Origin of the sequence: Brachybacterium sp. AOP42-C2-15, assembly GCF_052377065.1 — a bacterium.
Classification (GTDB): Bacteria; Actinomycetota; Actinomycetes; order Actinomycetales; family Dermabacteraceae; genus Brachybacterium.
Genome location: NZ_JBQSWK010000011.1, coordinates 91,490 through 107,728, shown reverse-complemented (window position 1 = coordinate 107,728; position 16,239 = coordinate 91,490). Strand labels below are relative to the sequence as shown.

Genomic DNA, 16,239 nt, shown 5'->3' with positions numbered 1-16,239 from the left:
TGGCGATGGGCGAGGGCGAACGCTTCGCCTCCGTGCTGCGCGAGTCGATCGAGCAGAGCGGCCTGTCCCTGACCGTGATCTCCCAACGGCTGCGCTCCCGGCACCGCCCGGTGAGCGTCGCAACCCTGAGCAACTGGCAGTCCGGACGCAGCCTGCCCGGCGGAGAGCAGTCGCTGGGCGTGGTCGCGGCGCTCGAGGAGCTGCTGGGCAAGGCGCCGGACGCGCTCGCGGACCTGGTAGGTGCGCCGCGGCTGCGCGGACGATCCGTCCAGCCCGCCAGCTTCGTGGGCCGGGGCGGCCGCCGAGAGGTGTTCCATCGAGCGCTCGGCGAGCTGGGGTTCGAGGCACCGCAGCAGTACGCCCACGAACGGGTGTTCCACCAGCACGTCGTCATCGACTCGACACGCGAGGTGCAGAGGTTCGACTACCGACTGACCGTGCGTGCGCTCGAGTCGGGGACCTGCCGGCTTCCCGCAGTGCATCTGCTCGAGCCCTCCGACCCGAACGTGGCCCCCGAGTTCATCCCTCTCGAAGGCTGCACGGTGGGCCGGCGGGTCGTGTGGCCCGAGCACCGTGCCTACGGCGTGGAGCTGAAGGTGGACGGGATGTTCGACGCCGGCCAGGTGGCGACGCTCGCGTATCGCGTGGAGATGAAGGCGAAGGCCACCGACCTGACCGCGGCGATGTACAGCGTGCCTCGCCGTGCGAACGATGTGCTCCTCGAGGTCGAATTCCGAGGTGATCGCAAGCCGCTGGGGTGCGAGCGGTATCGGCGCACGGAGGCAGGGGAGTCGGTGACGCCGGTGCGGCTGGACCGTCGTGATCGACTCCAGGTCAGCGAGGCCCGCTTCGGCCCGGGCACCTTCGGGCTGCGCTGGGACTGGGGGGACCTCGACGACGACGAGGACGATGAGGGCATGTACTGACAGGTGCTGACCACCAGGTGCTGCCCGCCAGGTGCTTTCGCGAGCTGCTGCCCGCGAGGTGCGGACCGCGCGTTCCCTCGGGTCTCCGCTCCTCGTCAGGACGCAGGCGGCGGCGTACTGTGGAGTGACTGTCGGTGGGCCGCACAGGGAGGTGTGGGTCATGGTTCTGACCGGTTCGAACATCGTGGTGGGATACGACGACACCACCGCGGCGATGGCCGCCGTGCGCTGGGCCGCCGAGCTCGCGCAGAGCACCGGCTCGGGGGTGCATCTCGTCCATGCCTGGTCCTGGCCGCTGCTCGGGCAGGGGATGTCCGGCATCCCTGTGATCGATCCGGCCGGGCCCCGCAATCAGGCCAGGCGCCTGCTCGACGACGCTGCGGAGAAGGTCACCGCACAGTTCCCGGAGGTGCCGGTCACCGCCGAGCTGCTGGCGGGGATGCCGCGGGAGGTGCTCGCGGAGATCTCCGGCAGCACCGATCTGCTGGTCGTGGGCACCCGGGGCCTCGGCGTGGTGCTGGGTGCTCTGCTCGGCTCGGTGAGCCGCGGCATCCTCCATGACGCAGGCTGCCCGGTCGTGGTGATCCGCTCTGATCAGTACCGGGCGGGTCCTGTGCTCGCCGCCTATGACGGTTCCGAGGCGGCGGGCGAGGCCATCGATGTGGCTGCGGATCTCGCCGCGGCCTGGGGCTGCGTGCTCCGGGTGGTCCATGTCCAGATCGGGGGCCACGCTCCCTACGGCAGCGGGGCGGAGGCCTGGAGCGCAGGCAGCCGCTCGCGGGAGATGCTCGACGAGGGTGCGGCGCGAGCGGCCGCACGGCATAAGGGACTCGAGGTCCAGGCGCGGATGCTCGAAGACCGCACCGTGCCCGAAGGGCTCCTGGCTGCGGCGGACGGTGCCCGGATGCTGGTCCTCGGCCATCGCGGTCTCAGCCGCGGCCGTGTCGGCTCGACCGCGCAGGCGACCGTGCTGCATGCCACCGGCAATGTCACGGTGGTCCGGGGGACCTCGGACGAGTGATGTGACTCGCGTCCACGGGCGGCGGGTTTGAACGCACGGTGCCGTGGCAGTTAAGCTGTCCGACGGTAGCGTGTCCGAGCGGCCGAAGGTGCATCACTCGAAATGATGTGTGGTTCATAGCCACCGCGGGTTCAAATCCCGCCGCTACCGCTCTTGACCTGGAGATATGCCAGGTTCACGAAGGTCCCCGTCGGATTTCGACGGGGGCCTTCGTCATACCCGCGCCCCATCCTCGCGAGCATGCCCGCGAGGCGACTGCGTGATCAGCGGTCCCGGAACTCTTCGTCGAGATTGGTCTCCAGGAGGGATGCGAGCTTCTCGAGGGATTCCTCGGCGCCTTCGCCGTCGGCGCGGAGCGTGACCTCGTCGCCGTGGTCGACGTTCAGCGTGAGCAGCATGAGGATGCTGGAGGCCTTCACGGGGCCGCCGGCTGCCGTCTCGATCGTGACGGCGACAGGCTGCTCGCTGGCGGACTGGGAGAAGATCGCCGCGGGGCGGGCATGGAGGCCGCTGGTGCTCGCGACCTTCACGGTACGTGCTGGCATCGGGACGCCTTTCTCGACGTGGGACGACCCTCAGCGTAACGCCGCTCACCCGCCGACGGTGACTCGCCCATGGTTCGGCCGCTGTTCACCAGCTGTTCTGGTGACCAGAGAGAAACCTTACAGCCGACCAGAATTGGCCCGGACCGGGCGTCCGCCACGATTATCGTGAAGGGGAACCGTCAGGGGTGTCGGGCTCAGAAGCATCGGGGGAGCGCCGAGGGGGCGGCGGGAAGCGCGCCCAGGAAGGGCGCCGGGCCGCGCGTCAGGCCGAGCGTCGAGGAAGGGCTCGGGCACCGGGGAGCGCAGGGGGATGCTCACCGGGCGCCGCCGACTACGCCGGGGGAGTCGTATCCCGACATCCCCGGCGGCATGGTCTGGTCGCTGGTGGGGCCCAGGGCCGCGCGGCCGAGGTCGGTCAGCTCGAACCACGCGATCATGTCGGCGTCTGGTGTACGCCCGCCGATCGCTGTCCAGGTGGTGGCGATGTGCTCGATGATGTCCTGGGTCGGCAGGTTCCAGGGGGTGAAGCGGCCCGCGGTCACGAAACCGGCCCGGATCTCCTCACGGGCGATCAGCCGGGCCAGCAGCAGCGGTCCGCGCCGCTCGAACTCGGCATCGTCCAGCGCCCCCGCATTCGCGAGGACGGTGACCACATGCCCGGGATGCAGCCACTGCTCGCGACCCATCGCCAGCAGGCGCTCCTCGATGCCGCTGCGGGTGGACGCGGCGTGCTCGGCGAGGGCGGCAGGGGTGGCGTGCAGCGGCGGCCCGGCCGGGCGGGAGGTGATCTCGCCCTTGTCCGCGATCTGGAGCAGAGCCCCGCGCGGGGCCTCGAGCCTCCAGCGGGGGACGGTGCTCAGCCGCAGCGGGCCCTGCGGGCTCTGCAGGGCCAGCCTCAGGAGGCCGTCGCCGAGCAGCTCGGTGCCGTGGATCGCGGCCCCCACCAGACGGGGGTCTCGCAGGCCGACGGCAGCCGGGGGATCATCAGTCAGCGCGGGGCCGTCCAGCTGCTGGATCCGGGACTGCAGCACCCAGCCTCTGGCCGTGATGGTCCAAGTGCCGCGGGAGGCCACACGGGTGTGGACGATCGTCTGTCCCCGCAGTCCCTCCAGCAGCGGGTGGCCCTGCGGCGGGTGGTGTCCGGTCAGGCCGGACAGGAAGGAGCGCATGCCCCCATCCTGCCGCAGTGGTCGACGTATCGGTGCAGGCCCTGGACATCTTCTCGGGGCTACTATGGGCAGATGCCCAGCATGAGCGACCGCGCCCCGGATCCCCGACCGGCACGCACCAAGGCCGCGATCTTCGCCGCCGCCCGAGACCTCACCGCCCTCGACGGGGAGGTGACGGTCAATGCCCTCGCGAAGCGAGCCGGTGTCAGCCGGGCCGCGTTCTACAGCCACTTCTCCGGGCTCGATGACCTGATGGGTGCGATGCTCCAGCAGATGTTCGATGCCGCCTGGAAGCGCGGGGTCGTCTTCTCCCAGGAGAAGCAGAGCCTGCAGGACGCGGTGCAGTTCGGCTTCGGGATGTTCGTGGCCTATGTCGAGCGGCATCATGCATTCCTGCGCGGTGCGCTGGACTGGAAGTTCTCTCACCGGACCTTCATGATCCTGGTCGACACGATGACGAAGCTGCACGGGGAAGCCCTGACCCGCCTCGGCGATCGGGTGCCTGTCCGCCTGCGGACGGAGTCGGCAGGCCGCTCCATCGCGGGCTCGGCGCTGGCCCTGGCCGCGCAGTGGCTGGTGGAGACCGAGCAGCGGGCCACCGAAGGCGAGTCGCTCGACGCCACCTCCCTGCTGGAGACGGTCCTGGCCTTCGCGCCCAGCTGGTACACGGGGATCGGTCCGGAGGATCCGATCGCGGCGGCCGAGCTGCTCGCGCTGTGCCGCACCGCAGACCCGGACGACGCCCTCGAGGACTGAGCGTCTGAGCGGCCGGCTCAGCAGTCGCTGACCAGGCGCAGCAGGACCCTTGCGCCGAAGCGCACCGCGTCCACCGGCACCCGCTCGTCTACTCCATGGAACAGTGGGGCGAAGTCGAGATCGGCTGGCAGCTGGAGCGGTGCGAAGCCGTAGCCGGTGATCCCCAGCGCACTCAGCGGCTTGTTGTCCGTCCCCGCGCTCAGGGCATAGGGGAGCACCCGGGATCCCGGGTCCTCGGCCTGGATGGCGGCGGTCATCGCGTCCACCAGCGGTCCTTCCCGTGGCGAGTCGACCGAGACGCCGATGTGGTCCATGACCACCTCGACATGCTCCCCGACCAGCTCGTCCAGCAGTTCCAGCAGCTGCTCCTGGTGGCCCGGCAGGAAGCGGCAGTCGATGCCGGCCTCCGCGGTCTGCGGGATGACATTGACCTTGTAGCCGCTGTCGAGCATGGTCAGGTTCGCCGAGTCGCGCAGGGTGCCGGAGACGAAGTGGCGCGCCCCGCCGGTCAACGGCAGGAACGACTCGATGTCCTCTTCGTCCCAGCCCACCCCGGTGATCTCGGTGATCCCGTCGAACAGGGCCCGCACGCTGGCGATGAACTCGATCGGGAACTCGTGCTCGTCGATCGCGGTGATCGCGCGGGCGAGGCGCACGATCGCGTTCTCGTCGTTCGGGACCGAGCCGTGGCCGGCCCGGCCGTGGGCGCGCAGGCGCCCCCAGGCGATCCCCTTCTCGGCGGTCTGGACCAGGTAGGCGCGCACGTCCTGGCCGGTCTCCTTCTCGGGAAGGGTGATCGAGTATCCGCCCACCTCGCTGATCGCCTCGGTCATGCCCTCGAACAGCTCGGGGTGGTTCTCGACCAGCCACTGCGCGCCCCACACGCTGCCGTTCTCCTCGTCGGCGAAGAAGGCGAACATCAGGTCCCGGGGAGGGACCTGTCCGGTGCGGGCGAGATGGCGGGCGATCGCGAGCAGCATCGCGACCATGTCCTTCATGTCCACGGCGCCGCGGCCGTAGATCATGCCGTCGATCAGCTCGGCGGCGAAGGGATCCACCGACCAGTCCTCCGCCTTCGCGGGCACCACGTCGAGGTGGCCGTGGAGGATGAGCCCGCCGCGCGAGCGATCCTCGCCCGGGATCGTCACCATCACGCTGGGGCGGCCGGGCGCAGATTCGATGACCGTCGGCTCGAGCCCCACCTCGCGCAGCGCCGCGACGACGTGCTCCGCAGCTTCGGTCTCGCCCTTGCCCCAGGTGGCGGGGTCGTTCCCGCCGAAGTTGGTGGTGTCGATGCGGATCAGCTCGCGGGTGAAGCGGACCGCCTCGTCCTGCAGCGTGATGAGCTCGTCGGCGGTGGGGGCGGCGATCGGCATGCCGGGGTCCTCCTCGGGTCGGGTGTCCTCACCGTACTCGGCGGCACCCGGGCCGCGCGGAAGGGATCAGTCCTCGAGGCGGGCGGCCGGGAAGCCGGTGTCCGGCCGTTCCGTCTCAGGTCTCGGCCTCCGGCTCTGGCGTCCGTACGATGGGGACCTCACGCCTACTCCTCCAGGAGGTGCGCCCATGGTGCAGATCTTCACGTTCCGCGAACGGCTCGCCGCGCTGCCGGGCACGGTGCGCAGGCGCGCCGAAGCCTCGGGCGCCCGTGCTTCCCTGATCGCCGACGCGAGGGCGGTCGCGCCGGAGATCTCCCGTGATGCGGATGCCGGTCATCTGGAGCGGGCCGCACGGCGCCTGCTGCGCCGCGCTGCGAAGGATGAGTTCGCGCGGGAGGGCATCTCCCGGCTGCGTCTGCCCGACGGGACCAGCCGGGTGGAGCTGCGCCAGGCCGATGTGCCCGGGGATGCCGCCTTCCACGCTTTTGTGGAGGACGTGCTGAGCGCCGTGGACATCGCTCCCAGCCCGCTGGAGCGCGATGACGCGGTGGAGCTCCGCGAGGCGCGCGGTTCCTCCGATGCCTACGGCCTCTCGCCCGAGGTCGCCTCTGATCTCGCGTCGTTCCTGCTGGGCAGGGCCTTCGCGCTGCAGGATGGGGCGATCGCGCTCGACGACTATCTGGACGAGCAGGCCTCCCAGATCCGCGAGGACATGCGCACCGCCCTGGTGCGGCAGGTGCGGGTGCCGCTCGAGCTGAAGGTGGCGCGGGACCGGCATGCCCGGGTCGAGAGCGGCGAGGACGACGGGGACTTCGCCTCGCCGGCCGGCGGCCCCGGGGATGAGCACGCCACTGCCGAGGAGCGCGCCGATTTCAGCCGTCGGGCGCGATCGGCCTTCGAGTTCGCGCAGTCCGAGGCGGGACGCGCGGCTTTCGGGGTGCTGCGCTCGGGCGCGGAGCGCGCCGCGGGCAGGGCGTACGAACGGTACGGCCACCGCGGCACGACGGGCGGGGAGCAGAAGCCGCCGGGGGGCACGCCCCGCACCCCGCCGCTCTGATTCACTGCACAGAGCCTCGTCAGGTCAGAGGCCGGCCTTCACCGTGAGCTGGCGCTTGATCCGGGCGAGCATCCCGGCCATGCCGTTCAGCCGGAGCGGGCTGACCACCTCGGCCAGGCCCAGCGCGCCGGTGACCGTCTCCGGGGTGTCGAGCACCTCGCCGACGCTGCGGCCGTCCAGCGCCTCCGCGAGGATCGCTGCGAAGCCGCGGGTGGTCGGCGCTTCCGGCGGGGCGGAGAAGAACAGGCGCGCGGTCGCCTCGCGGCCCGTGCCCTCCACCTCGGTGATCAGGAAGATCGGTGACTGGCACTCCGGGACCGGCTCGAGCAGCTCGGGATGCTCGGCGTAGCGCTCCGGCAGGGCGGGCAGGCCGTGGGAGAACTCCAGCAGCAGCTGCAGCCGATCCCGCCCGGTCAGGGCGTGGAAGTCGTCGGCGATCTCCGCGAACGACTCGGGGAGACCTGCGCCGGACGCAGTGTCGGAGGTGGACGTGCCGTCGGTCATCGCGCGGGGACCTCGCCCGGCTCGGTGCCCTGCGCGATCGGCAGGCGCACGCCGTTGCCCCACTCGGTCCAGGAGCCGTCGTAGTTGCGCACGTTCTCGAAGCCCAGCAGGTAGGTGAGCACGAACCAGCTGTGCGCCGAGCGCTCTCCGATGCGGCAGTACACGATCGTGGGAGTTGAGGTCTCGAAACCGAGCTCTCCCTGGTAGATCGCCTCGAGCTCGGCGCGCGGCTTGAAGCGGCCATCCTCGGCGGCGGCGCGGGCCCACGGCACGGAGCGCGCGGTGGGGATGTGCCCGCCGCGCACGGTGCCCTCCTGCGGGTAGTCCGGCATGTGGGTGCGCTCGCCGGAGTACTCCTGGGGGGAGCGCACATCGATCAGCGGCCCGCCGAGGAAGTCCAGGACGTCCTCGCGGTAGGCGCGGATCGGGGCGTCCTCGCGCTCGATGACGGGGTAGCCGCTGGTGGGGGCGGGCTTGCCGTCCTCCGAGGTGGTCAGCTCTCGACCCTCGGCCTGCCAGGCCGCACGGCCGCCGTCGAGCAGGCGCACGTCCGCATGGCCGAACAGCTCGAAGACCCACAGGGCGTAGGCGGCCCACCAGTTGGACTTGTCGCCGTAGACCACCACGGTGGTGTCGCGGGTGATGCCGGAGGCGTCCATGAGCTTCGCGAAGCCCTCGCCGCCCACGTAGTCGCGGGTGACCGGGTCGTTGAGATCCAGGTGCCAGTCGATCTTCACCGCGCCAGGGATATGGCCGGTCTCGTAGAGCAGCACATCCTCATCGGACTCGACGACCACGAGCCCATCAGGGCGCCCGGCGGCGAGCTGGTCGGCGAGCCACTGCGTGGTCACCAGCTTCTCGGGGTGGGTGTACTCCTGCAGGGCAGGCGTGGGATCAACAGGAACGGTCATCAGTTCACCTTTCGACGGTCGATGGCGCGCGACATGTACCCCCAGTCTGTCACCGGAGCGCGGCCAATGGCGCACCGAGCCCTTCGCCCTCGGCGGACAGCCCTCGCCTCGCCCCCTTCGCTCGCGGCGGAGAGTCCATGCCGCATCTCCCTGCGCTCGGAGCGGGCAGCCCGCACCCCTTCCCATGCGCCCGTCCGGCTCCTACGGTGGGCGCATGGAGAACCCGGATCAGGAACCCGTCATCCCCCTGCTCGATGTCACCGTTCTGGACTGCCCCGACGCGCTGCAGCTCGCGACCTTCTACGCGAAGCTCATGGGCTGGCGCGTGGAGGAGGGCAGCGACTCCGACTGGGCCGAGCTGTTGCCGCCGACCGGCCGGATCTCGGCCGACGAGCCAGGCGGGCAGGCCACCCTCGCCTTCCAGCGCATCGACGACTACCAGCGCCCGACCTGGCCGGGTGGGGAGCATCCCCAGCAGTTCCACCTGGACTTCGCGGTCTCGGACATCGACGCCGCAGAACCGCGCGCACTGGCGCTCGGCGCTGTCGTCCACGATCATCAGCCCTCCGGATCGGGCGGCTTCCGGGTCTACCTCGACCCGGCGGGCCACCCGTTCTGCCTGTGCCGCTCCGTGTGAGTAGTTGCCTCCGGTGAGTGGCCGCCTCCGGTGAGTGGCCGCCTCCGGTGAGCGACCGCCCCCGGTGGGCGACCACTCCCGCGTGGGCCGGAGCCCTGACTCCGGGCCGTTCCACCTCCGGACGGGTGGAGCGGCCCGGGCGACGATGAACGGATCCGAGGGACCTGTTCCCGTCACGTTCACCGCGGCGTCCCCGGGGCGTGACCGGGTGCTCCTAGCGTGGGAGCGCTTCCACCCGCGCCGCCCCTGAGGAGTCCCCGTGAGCGATACCGTCCAGACCGCCCGTCCCGAGAGCCCCGCCCGCACCGCCCCCGATGGACGCCGCCGCCTGGTGGTGCTCTCAGTCGATGCGATGAGCGACGTCGACGTGCCCTTCGCCCGCACCCTGCCCAACTTCGCCCGCATCCTCGCCGGCGGTTGGGGCAGCGCCGAGGCGATCTACCCCACGGTGACTTACCCCAACCACACCGCGCAGACCACCGCCCGCACCGCCGACGGGCACGGCATCTACGCCAACGAGAAGGTCTCCCCGGGTGTCCGCGTGCCCGACTGGTTCTGGGACGCGCGCGACATCGCCAGCCCCACGATCTTCGACCTCGCGAAGGAGCAGGGTCTCACCACTGCGAGCGTGGGCTGGCCGGTCACCGGCTGGTCGCCCTCGATCGACATCGCGGTGCCGGAGATCTGGGACCGGGCCGGGCTCGAGCAGACCCTCGCCGTGCTGAGGGACGCCTCCACGCCCCGTGGGCGTGAGTACGTGGACCGCCACGCGGGCGAGATCAGCTGGGAGCGCAAGCAGGTCTTCGGCCGCTTCAACACCGCCGTCGCCACCGACATCCTCCGCACCGACCGCCCCGACGTGCTGTTCGTGCACCTGGTCGACGTGGACTCCGCACGCCACTCCACCGGCCGCTTCACCCCCGAGGTCAAGGAGGCATTCGAGCGCGTCGACGGCTGGATCGGCGAGATCCTCGACGCCCTCGAGGACGCAGGCATCGCGGAGGAGACCAACGTCGCGATCGTCTCCGATCACGGGCACGTCGAGGTGGGCCGCTGCTTCCGCGGCAACAACCTGCTGGTCGAGCGCGGCTTCGTGCGACTCGACGAGTCCGGGGACGTCAGCAGCTGGGACGCCTGGGTGCACGGCTGCGGGCTCACCGGCCAGCTGTATCTGAACCCTGAGGCCGACGAGACCACGCTCGAGAAGGTGCTCGCCCTGGTCGAGGACTGGGTCGAGGATCCCGAGATCCCCGTCGCGGCCTTCCACCCGCTGGCGGACATGACCGAGGACTACGGCTACGCGGGCCCCTTCCTCGGCGTGCTCGAGGGCACCAGCGGCACGAATTTCCAGAACCTGTGGGAGGGCCGCTCGCTGTACGGCCGCTTCGACGAGGACTACACCTTCCTCATCTCCCAGCACGGTCACCTGCCCGAGCAGGACATCCAGGCCGTGTTCGCGATGGCCGGCCCCGACATCGCCGAGGGCGTGCGCTTCCACCGCTGCACCGTCCCCGACGAGGCGGCGACCTTCGCCCATCTGCTGGGCCTGGAGTTCCCCGAGGCCGACGGCGCCGTGCTCGGCGAGATCCTGCGGGCCCGAGTCTGAGGGCTCAGCTCGCGCAGGCGCCGCGAGTCTGAGGATTCAGCTGGCGTAGGCCTGGAAGGACTCGCGGATCCGGTCCGGGCCGGCATCGTCGGCGAGGAGGACCTGCAGGAGGAGACGGGCCTGCGCCGGGGGCAGGAACCCTGTCATCAGCGCACCTGCCTCCAGCAGGTCCACCTCGCTGCCCGGGTAGGCGTAGTGGTGGGTGGAGGTGCCGCCCGCGGCGATGCGGGTCGCGACAGCCACGGGCGTGCCCGCCTCGAGCAGGCGGCGCAGGCGCGGCATCGCGGCGGGGGAGACGTGCCCCATCCCGACCCCGGCGATCACGAGCCCTTCCGTGGCGTGCGGCGGGAGGTGATCCAGCAGGGTGAAGTCTTCGTCCAGGCCCGCGGTCAGGATCGGGACCTCGGGGAACCGGTCCGGGGGCACGCTGTTCTCCCGGATGACCCGAGCGGCGCGGTCGAAGGGCCGGTGCAGCAGATGGAGGTCGCCCTCGTCGACCATCGCGAACGGCCCTGACGGGGCGGAGGCGAAGGCGGAGACGGAGCGGGAGGACGCCTTGGTGACCTGGTCCGCGAGGTGCACGTGGCCGTCGAACACCACCAGCACCCCCTGATCCCGGGCCGAGGGGGCTGTCGCTGCGCGCACCGCGTCGCGCAGATTCGCCGGGCCGTCAGCCCCCGGAACGCTCGCCGGCCGCATCGCGCCCGTGACCACGAGCGGTGCCGGGCGGTCCCAGTACCGGTTCAGCACGAAGGCCGTCTCCTCGAGGGTGTCGGTGCCGTGGGTGAGCACCACCCCGGCGGCGCCCTCGTCCACCGCGCGCCGGGCATGCTCGAGCACCTCGCGCAGATGCCGCGGGCGCACATCGGAGGAGGAGATGTTCGCGATCGCCAGAGCGGTCAGGTCGATACCGTCCACGAGCGTCCCGCGCAGGCGCTGACCGGCGGCCTCGTCCGGGACGGCATGCCCGCCGTCGGCCCCCTGGGTCATGAAGATGGTGCCGCCGAGGGTCAGCAGGGTGACGGCAGCTGTTTCCTGCGCCGTCGGCGCTGCCGGTGCTGCGTAACCGTCCTGCGCTGCCGCCACCGGTGCTGACGACCCGTCCGGTGCTGCCTGCGAGGGGTCCGACGTGCTGGTCACGACAGTTCCGGCTCCTCGCCCAGGTAGAAGGCAGCGGTGCGCACCGACGCCTTGCGGGCAGGCTTCTTGTCCGCCCCCGTGGCGGCGTGCGCCTCGAACCAGGCCTCCGCGGTCGAGCGGGTGAACGTCTCGCCCTCCTCAGAGCCGGCAAAGTCCCCGAGCTGGGGGATCAGGTCCACCGACGGGTCCTGCAGATGGAGCGCGAGCGCATAGAGCGCCGCATCCCAGCCGAGCCCGGTGGCTGCGGGGCCGAAGGTCTTCCAGTGGGCGTCATCCGGGACGGTGTGGCGCAGGGTGAAGCGGGATCCGGCGGGGGCTGCCTGGACTCCCTCCTCATCGGCACCTGCTGCTGGTGCTGCCTCTGCTGCGCCTGATGCGTCGACCGGGGCGACCAGCAGCTCCAGCTGACTGGTGCTCTTGCCGACGTCCCAGCTCAGCAGCAGGCGAGAGGGCTCTTCGACGGCGAGCACGGCGCCGCGGGTCTCCATATCGGGCAGCTCGTAGCGGCCGCCCTCGGTCACCTCGCCGCTCGCCCGGCCGAACCACACCTCGAGGTGCGAGCCGATGGTGAGGGCGGACCACAGCTCCTCGGGGTGCACCGGGAAGGTCTGTTCGAGCGTGACGGTGTTGCCGTCCGTGGAGAGGGTGACGGTGCGGGTGACGTCGGTCAGCTGGCTGGTGGGCGTGGCGGTCATGGGGCTCCTTCGAAGGCGATGTACAGGGCCCACTGTGTCAGGTCAGGTGGGGCCGGGTGGGTGTCAGGCCGGATCGGTGCGGCGCAGCCGCACGATGACCTCGGCGTGCTCGGTGTGCGGGAACATGTCCACGAAGCGGCCGGCGGTGATGCGCAGCGAGGGCATGGCGGCGAGGTCGGTGGCGAGGGTCGTCGGGTTGCAGCTGGAGTAGAGGACGTCGCGCACGCCGGAGTCCTCGAGCCACGTGGCCAGGCGCGGCCCCAGCCCGCGACGGGGCGGGTTGACGATCACGATCTCGGGCGGGCCCTCGGCGCCGGTGGCCGTCTCAATCGCCCAGCTGGTGGCATCCGCCGCGAGGAAGTCCGCTGCAATGCCCTGAGCGGCGGCGGCCTCGCGGGCCCCGTCGATGGCCTGCGCGGAGACCTCCACCCCGGTGACACGGGCGGCGGGGGCGGCCAGCGCCGCGTGCAGCGCGAATCCCCCGAGCCCGCAGTAGAGGTCCCAGAGCCGCGGAGATCCTTCGTGCGCGGCGGCGATCTCCGCGACCCACTCCGCAGCCTGGCGGTACAGCTTCCCGGCGACCTCGGTGTGGGTCTGGAGGAAGGACTGCGGGCGGGCGAACAGGGTGACGTCCCCGGTGCGCACAGCGATCGATGCGGCGCCGGCCAGCGGGATCTCCTGCTCGCCCTCGACCGCGGTGGTGTGGTCCGGATGGACGTTCGCCGAGACCGCGATCACGGAGGGGTGGGCTTCGAGCAGCCGGGGCAGATGCTCGCGGATCCGCTCGAGCGCCTGCTCGCTGCGCAGCACCAGCCGCAGCACATGCTCGCCGTCGGGCGAGGCGGTCACCAGCACGTTCTTGATCTCGCCGCGGCGACGGGCGACGTCATACGGAGGCACCTGTGCCCGCCGGATCAGCGCCTTGGCCCCCTCGAGCACCTCCTCGACCCCGTCCGGATAGAGCGGGCAGTCGCTGAGATCGACCCCCAGGGCCTGACCGGGCAGGGTGAGCCGAGGCTCCTGGGCGGTGCCGGCCACGGCCATCTTCCCGCGTGCCCGGAATCCGGAGTCGGCGCCGAGCAGCGGAGCGCCCCAGGTGGTGCCGGGGGACAGGAAGCGTGCGAGCAGCTGCTCGACGCGGTCACGGCCCTCGGCGATCTGGCGGGGGCGGGGGAGGTCCAGGAGGGTGCAGGACCTGCACTCACCGGACTCGAAATGATGGCACCGCACCCCAGGAGTCTACGAGGCATGGGGCAGCGGCAGGCGCCGGTGGGGGCTTCGACTGTCGGACCCCTCCGCTACCGTCGCAGGTGGGTCATGAGACGCGGCTGCACTTCTTCGACAGAGGCCGCGCGGCAACCGGAACCGAACTCGGTGCCCGTCGAGGAAGACCCGGCCGGAGAGCAGCCGCTCGTCCGGTCAGGCGGCCCGTGAGGGCCCACGTCGGAAGGCAGAAGACATGACTCGGGACAATGACCGATTGGACCTCGACCCCCTCGCCGAGACCTGGCGCGACCAGCTGATCGAGCTGGATTTGCCGGGCGTCGGCCCGATCACCGCGAGCGCGTACCCGCAGCTGCTGCTCGACGTGGAGCCCTCCGCGGACGGGAACGAGTTCACAGGCGGGAACGAGCAGGACCTCGAGAGAGGCGCCGATGAGGAGGAGGGGCTCGTCTATCGTCGGCGCCGCCCCACCACCCCGCCCGCACCGCAGATCGTGCGGTCCACGCTGCGGGATCGTCGACCGCTCGAGCTCGCCCACTCCTGGCTGGTGGTGCCGGCGCTGGGGCCGGTGCTGCCCACCCTCAGCCCGGAGGGCACGATCGTCGCTGATCTCAGCGGCGGCCAGGCACCGTTCGAGGTGCGCACGCAGCCGCCCGAGCAGCTCGCCCGACCCAGCCGGGAAGGAGCCCGGGCCGGTGCTCCCGTCGAGGGCAGGGCCCGTGCGGTCCGTCCGCCCGGGCTGAGCTGGTACCGCCGGCCCGCCGTGGCCGCCGCGCTGCGCCGCCGTGGCGGGCCGGTGGCCCTCGGAGCGCTGGTCGGGACCCAGCGAGACTGGTTCGAACCGGCCGCCGCCGCCCGCGAGGACCTGTTCGCCTCCCACCCGGATCAGGCGCTCGAGAGCGCCCTGCTGATCGCTGTCGAGCAGGGGCAGGGGGCGGTGCTGCGGATCGGGCCGGGCGGACTGGACGTGATTCCCACCGGTGCCGACCCTCGGGTCCCGGAGCTCGAGGGCCTGGACCTGCTGGTCACGGCCCGGCCTGCGCAGTGCCCGCTGCAGGGGCAGGACGGAGCAGGGCCCTGCCGGCCCCATGGCGGGCCCTGGATCCGGGCCGCGCATGCGGCACAGGTGGATTGGGAGGCACGGCGCTCCCAGGCGCTCTCCGTGCAGGGATGCGGGGTGTGCTTCGGAGAGGCTCTGCCGCCGGAGCCCGATCAGCCGCCGGTCCCGCGGCTCTCCCACCGCATGCCGGTGGCTCAGATCAGCCGCCTCCACCTGCGCGGCGGTGAGGTGGTGCGCATCGATCCGATCGTGCCTCCTCGCTGAGGCGGGCTCGCGGTGATCTGCTCAGCAGGACGCCTGCCCTGCGCTGCTCAGCAGCGCTTCACCTCTCAGCAGCGCTGGGCAGGTTGAACGAGCGCTGGGCAGGCTGATCGTTCAGGCGAACCACTCGGTGGGCGGGCCCAGGGAGAGCAGCACCGAGAACACGATCGCGACGCCGACGACGGCGATCAGCACTGCCGGGACCGGGTGGCGCAGCGCGAGGGAGACCAGGCGCTCCGGTGCCGTGCGGCCCCGCTCCTCGCGCAGCCGCCAGGTGTCGCTGAGCAGGCCGCGTCGCATCGCCGAGCGCTCGAAGGGCACCGTGAGGTAGGGGACGATCGCCGATCCGATGCCCAGCAGCAGATCCTTCAGCCGCCACTTCTGGTCGATCGCGACCAGCACCGTCACCACCCCGTAGGAGAGGAAGGTGAAGCCGTGCAGCCCGCCGCCGATGCGCACCAGCAGCTCGGTGGACTCCAGCACGTACTTCACGAACATGCCGGCCAGCAGCAGGGTCCAGGTGATCATCTCGGCGAAGGCGAGCACCCGGTAGAGGCGGGAGGGAGTCGAGAACAGGCGCATGGGGTCGATGGTGCCAGCTGGTGCTCGGGATCCGCTGGATGCGAGGCCCGACGAAAGGCGGACCCGCTGGTGGACGATCTGGGGTGTCAGGGCCGCGTGCCGAGCGTCACAGTAGGGGGATGGCGACGCACACCATCCCCGGAGAACTCTTCCTGCTGCTGACCAACGACGCGGGCCGCCAGGACTCGACCTCCTACCGGAAGCAGGCGCTCGCCGCCGCCGCGGTGGCGGAGCTGGCGCTGCGCGAGAAGCTCGCGCTCAGCGAGGAACGAGCGCCGAAGGTCCAGGTGCGCGACACCGCGCCGACGGGCCTCCCGGTGCTGGATCAGGCACTCGGCGCGCTCACCGAGCTCGACGGGAAGAAGGTCACCCACGTGATCTCCCACCGCACCATGGACCTCACCGAGGTGATCGGAGAGGGCTTCGCCGCCGTGGGTGCGGTACAGCGCAAGGACGGCTGGTTCACCACCAGCTGGCCGACCCACGACGACACCCTCGAGACGGCCCTGCGCGCCCGCCTCGCCGCCGCCGTCACCGATCCCGGGACGGCGAGCCTGCAGGACGGCATCCTGCTCGAGCTGCTGCGCGCCCTCGGCATCGCCCACCGCATTCTCAAGACTGACCTGCCGGACCTCTCCCGCCGCGAGCTCGACCAGCGGATCACGGCGCTGGACATCAACCACCCGGCGGCAAAGGCCGTCAAGAAGATCATGGAAGACATGACCGCCGTGTTGATGGTGACCACCACTGCGAGCATCGCGACCTGATC

17 protein-coding genes, 1 tRNA gene and 1 riboswitch are annotated in these 16,239 nt (G+C 71.3%); of the genes, 9 read left to right on the top strand and 9 right to left on the bottom strand.

Annotated elements, in window-relative coordinates; translation table 11 throughout:
- Nucleotides 1-5 precede the first annotated feature (5 nt).
- The 3 genes from ACT3SQ_RS08260 (at nt 6) to ACT3SQ_RS08250 (ending at nt 2,097) form a co-directional block, all read left to right on the top strand.
- Entirely contained in the window at nt 6-926 is a 921-nt protein-coding gene (locus ACT3SQ_RS08260; protein ID WP_444601040.1) for a helix-turn-helix domain-containing protein, read from the top strand.
- 160 nt (nt 927-1,086) lie between these two features.
- On the top strand, nt 1,087-1,947 hold the full coding sequence (locus tag ACT3SQ_RS08255) for a universal stress protein (RefSeq protein ID WP_441443990.1): 861 nt from the start codon (nt 1,087-1,089) through the stop codon (nt 1,945-1,947).
- Between the two features lie 64 nt (nt 1,948-2,011).
- Nucleotides 2,012-2,097, top strand: a tRNA-Ser gene (locus ACT3SQ_RS08250).
- 113 nt (nt 2,098-2,210) lie between these two features.
- On the opposite strand, the gene ACT3SQ_RS08245 is transcribed toward ACT3SQ_RS08250, so the two are convergent.
- Both ACT3SQ_RS08245 and ACT3SQ_RS08240 read right to left on the bottom strand, forming a co-directional pair.
- Nucleotides 2,211-2,492, bottom strand: a complete 282-nt coding sequence (locus ACT3SQ_RS08245; RefSeq protein ID WP_441443991.1) for an HPr family phosphocarrier protein — start codon at nt 2,490-2,492, stop codon at nt 2,211-2,213.
- Between the two features lie 314 nt (nt 2,493-2,806).
- Complete coding sequence (locus ACT3SQ_RS08240; RefSeq protein WP_441443992.1) at nt 2,807-3,661, bottom strand: hypothetical protein; 855 nt, start codon at nt 3,659-3,661, stop codon at nt 2,807-2,809.
- Between the two features lie 72 nt (nt 3,662-3,733).
- On the opposite strand from ACT3SQ_RS08240, the gene ACT3SQ_RS08235 reads away from it, so the two are divergent.
- Complete coding sequence (locus tag ACT3SQ_RS08235; protein WP_441443993.1) at nt 3,734-4,417, top strand: TetR/AcrR family transcriptional regulator; 684 nt, start codon at nt 3,734-3,736, stop codon at nt 4,415-4,417.
- Nucleotides 4,418-4,434: 17 nt separating this feature from the next.
- Here the strand turns inward: ACT3SQ_RS08235 and ACT3SQ_RS08230 are convergent, their stop codons facing one another.
- Nucleotides 4,435-5,793: a M20/M25/M40 family metallo-hydrolase gene (locus tag ACT3SQ_RS08230; protein WP_441443994.1), complete on the bottom strand. Its 1,359-nt coding sequence runs from the start codon at nt 5,791-5,793 to the stop codon at nt 4,435-4,437.
- A gap of 187 nt (nt 5,794-5,980) precedes the next feature.
- On the opposite strand from ACT3SQ_RS08230, the gene ACT3SQ_RS08225 reads away from it, so the two are divergent.
- Nucleotides 5,981-6,850 carry a hypothetical protein gene (locus tag ACT3SQ_RS08225; protein WP_441443995.1) on the top strand — a complete coding sequence of 290 codons (870 nt, stop codon included), beginning with the start codon at nt 5,981-5,983 and terminating at the stop codon, nt 6,848-6,850.
- Between the two features lie 24 nt (nt 6,851-6,874).
- On the opposite strand, the gene ACT3SQ_RS08220 is transcribed toward ACT3SQ_RS08225, so the two are convergent.
- Complete coding sequence (locus tag ACT3SQ_RS08220; RefSeq protein WP_441443996.1) at nt 6,875-7,354, bottom strand: SufE family protein; 480 nt, start codon at nt 7,352-7,354, stop codon at nt 6,875-6,877.
- Nucleotides 7,351-8,265, bottom strand: coding sequence for a sulfurtransferase (locus ACT3SQ_RS08215; protein ID WP_441443997.1), 915 nt, complete (start codon nt 8,263-8,265; stop codon nt 7,351-7,353). The genes ACT3SQ_RS08220 and ACT3SQ_RS08215 overlap by 4 nt, the downstream gene beginning before the upstream one ends.
- Nucleotides 8,266-8,479: 214 nt before the next feature.
- Between ACT3SQ_RS08215 and ACT3SQ_RS08210 the strand changes: the two genes are divergently transcribed.
- Both ACT3SQ_RS08210 and ACT3SQ_RS08205 read left to right on the top strand, forming a co-directional pair.
- Entirely contained in the window at nt 8,480-8,902 is a 423-nt protein-coding gene (locus ACT3SQ_RS08210) for a VOC family protein (protein ID WP_441443998.1), read from the top strand.
- Nucleotides 8,903-9,161: 259 nt separating this feature from the next.
- Nucleotides 9,162-10,508: an alkaline phosphatase family protein gene (locus ACT3SQ_RS08205; protein WP_441443999.1), complete on the top strand. Its 1,347-nt coding sequence runs from the start codon at nt 9,162-9,164 to the stop codon at nt 10,506-10,508.
- A 36-nt stretch (nt 10,509-10,544) separates the two neighbouring features.
- Here ACT3SQ_RS08205 and ACT3SQ_RS08200 read toward each other — a convergent pair whose 3' ends face one another.
- The 3 genes from ACT3SQ_RS08200 to rlmC form a co-directional block, all read right to left on the bottom strand.
- The gene (locus ACT3SQ_RS08200; RefSeq protein WP_441444000.1) at nt 10,545-11,648 is read right to left on the bottom strand and encodes an asparaginase; all 1,104 of its coding nucleotides are present in this window, start codon (nt 11,646-11,648) and stop codon (nt 10,545-10,547) included.
- Nucleotides 11,645-12,343: an SRPBCC domain-containing protein gene (locus tag ACT3SQ_RS08195; RefSeq protein WP_441444001.1), complete on the bottom strand. Its 699-nt coding sequence runs from the start codon at nt 12,341-12,343 to the stop codon at nt 11,645-11,647. The genes ACT3SQ_RS08200 and ACT3SQ_RS08195 overlap by 4 nt, the downstream gene beginning before the upstream one ends.
- Nucleotides 12,344-12,406: 63 nt before the next feature.
- On the bottom strand, nt 12,407-13,573 hold the full coding sequence (gene rlmC, locus ACT3SQ_RS08190) for a 23S rRNA (uracil(747)-C(5))-methyltransferase RlmC (protein ID WP_441444002.1): 1,167 nt from the start codon (nt 13,571-13,573) through the stop codon (nt 12,407-12,409).
- Between the two features lie 83 nt (nt 13,574-13,656).
- Nucleotides 13,657-13,773: riboswitch (SAM riboswitch) on the top strand.
- 29 nt (nt 13,774-13,802) lie between these two features.
- On the opposite strand from rlmC, the gene ACT3SQ_RS08185 reads away from it, so the two are divergent.
- A complete protein-coding gene (locus tag ACT3SQ_RS08185; RefSeq protein ID WP_444601039.1) occupies nt 13,803-14,891 on the top strand; it encodes a hypothetical protein in 1,089 nt (362 codons plus the stop codon).
- A 111-nt stretch (nt 14,892-15,002) separates the two neighbouring features.
- Here the strand turns inward: ACT3SQ_RS08185 and ACT3SQ_RS08180 are convergent, their stop codons facing one another.
- Entirely contained in the window at nt 15,003-15,470 is a 468-nt protein-coding gene (locus tag ACT3SQ_RS08180) for a DUF3817 domain-containing protein (protein ID WP_441444004.1), read from the bottom strand.
- Between the two features lie 119 nt (nt 15,471-15,589).
- Between ACT3SQ_RS08180 and ACT3SQ_RS08175 the strand changes: the two genes are divergently transcribed.
- Nucleotides 15,590-16,237 (top strand): GOLPH3/VPS74 family protein, encoded by a 648-nt coding sequence (locus tag ACT3SQ_RS08175; RefSeq protein WP_441444005.1) that lies wholly within the window; start codon nt 15,590-15,592, stop codon nt 16,235-16,237.
- The last annotated feature ends 2 nt before the right edge of the window (nt 16,238-16,239 follow it).

Coding starts and splice junctions, on each gene's coding strand:
- ACT3SQ_RS08255 (WP_441443990.1), top strand. CDS start 1,087: ATGGTTCTGACCGGTTCGAACATCGTGGTGGGATACGACGACACCACC.
- ACT3SQ_RS08215 (WP_441443997.1), bottom strand. CDS start 8,265: ATGACCGTTCCTGTTGATCCCACGCCTGCCCTGCAGGAGTACACCCAC.
- ACT3SQ_RS08185 (WP_444601039.1), top strand. CDS start 13,803: ATGACTCGGGACAATGACCGATTGGACCTCGACCCCCTCGCCGAGACC.
- ACT3SQ_RS08225 (WP_441443995.1), top strand. CDS start 5,981: ATGGTGCAGATCTTCACGTTCCGCGAACGGCTCGCCGCGCTGCCGGGC.
- ACT3SQ_RS08260 (WP_444601040.1), top strand. CDS start 6: ATGGGCGAGGGCGAACGCTTCGCCTCCGTGCTGCGCGAGTCGATCGAG.
- ACT3SQ_RS08220 (WP_441443996.1), bottom strand. CDS start 7,354: ATGACCGACGGCACGTCCACCTCCGACACTGCGTCCGGCGCAGGTCTC.
- ACT3SQ_RS08210 (WP_441443998.1), top strand. CDS start 8,480: ATGGAGAACCCGGATCAGGAACCCGTCATCCCCCTGCTCGATGTCACC.
- ACT3SQ_RS08245 (WP_441443991.1), bottom strand. CDS start 2,492: ATGCCAGCACGTACCGTGAAGGTCGCGAGCACCAGCGGCCTCCATGCC.
- ACT3SQ_RS08180 (WP_441444004.1), bottom strand. CDS start 15,470: ATGCGCCTGTTCTCGACTCCCTCCCGCCTCTACCGGGTGCTCGCCTTC.
- ACT3SQ_RS08230 (WP_441443994.1), bottom strand. CDS start 5,793: ATGCCGATCGCCGCCCCCACCGCCGACGAGCTCATCACGCTGCAGGAC.
- ACT3SQ_RS08240 (WP_441443992.1), bottom strand. CDS start 3,661: ATGCGCTCCTTCCTGTCCGGCCTGACCGGACACCACCCGCCGCAGGGC.
- ACT3SQ_RS08175 (WP_441444005.1), top strand. CDS start 15,590: ATGGCGACGCACACCATCCCCGGAGAACTCTTCCTGCTGCTGACCAAC.
- ACT3SQ_RS08195 (WP_441444001.1), bottom strand. CDS start 12,343: ATGACCGCCACGCCCACCAGCCAGCTGACCGACGTCACCCGCACCGTC.
- ACT3SQ_RS08235 (WP_441443993.1), top strand. CDS start 3,734: ATGCCCAGCATGAGCGACCGCGCCCCGGATCCCCGACCGGCACGCACC.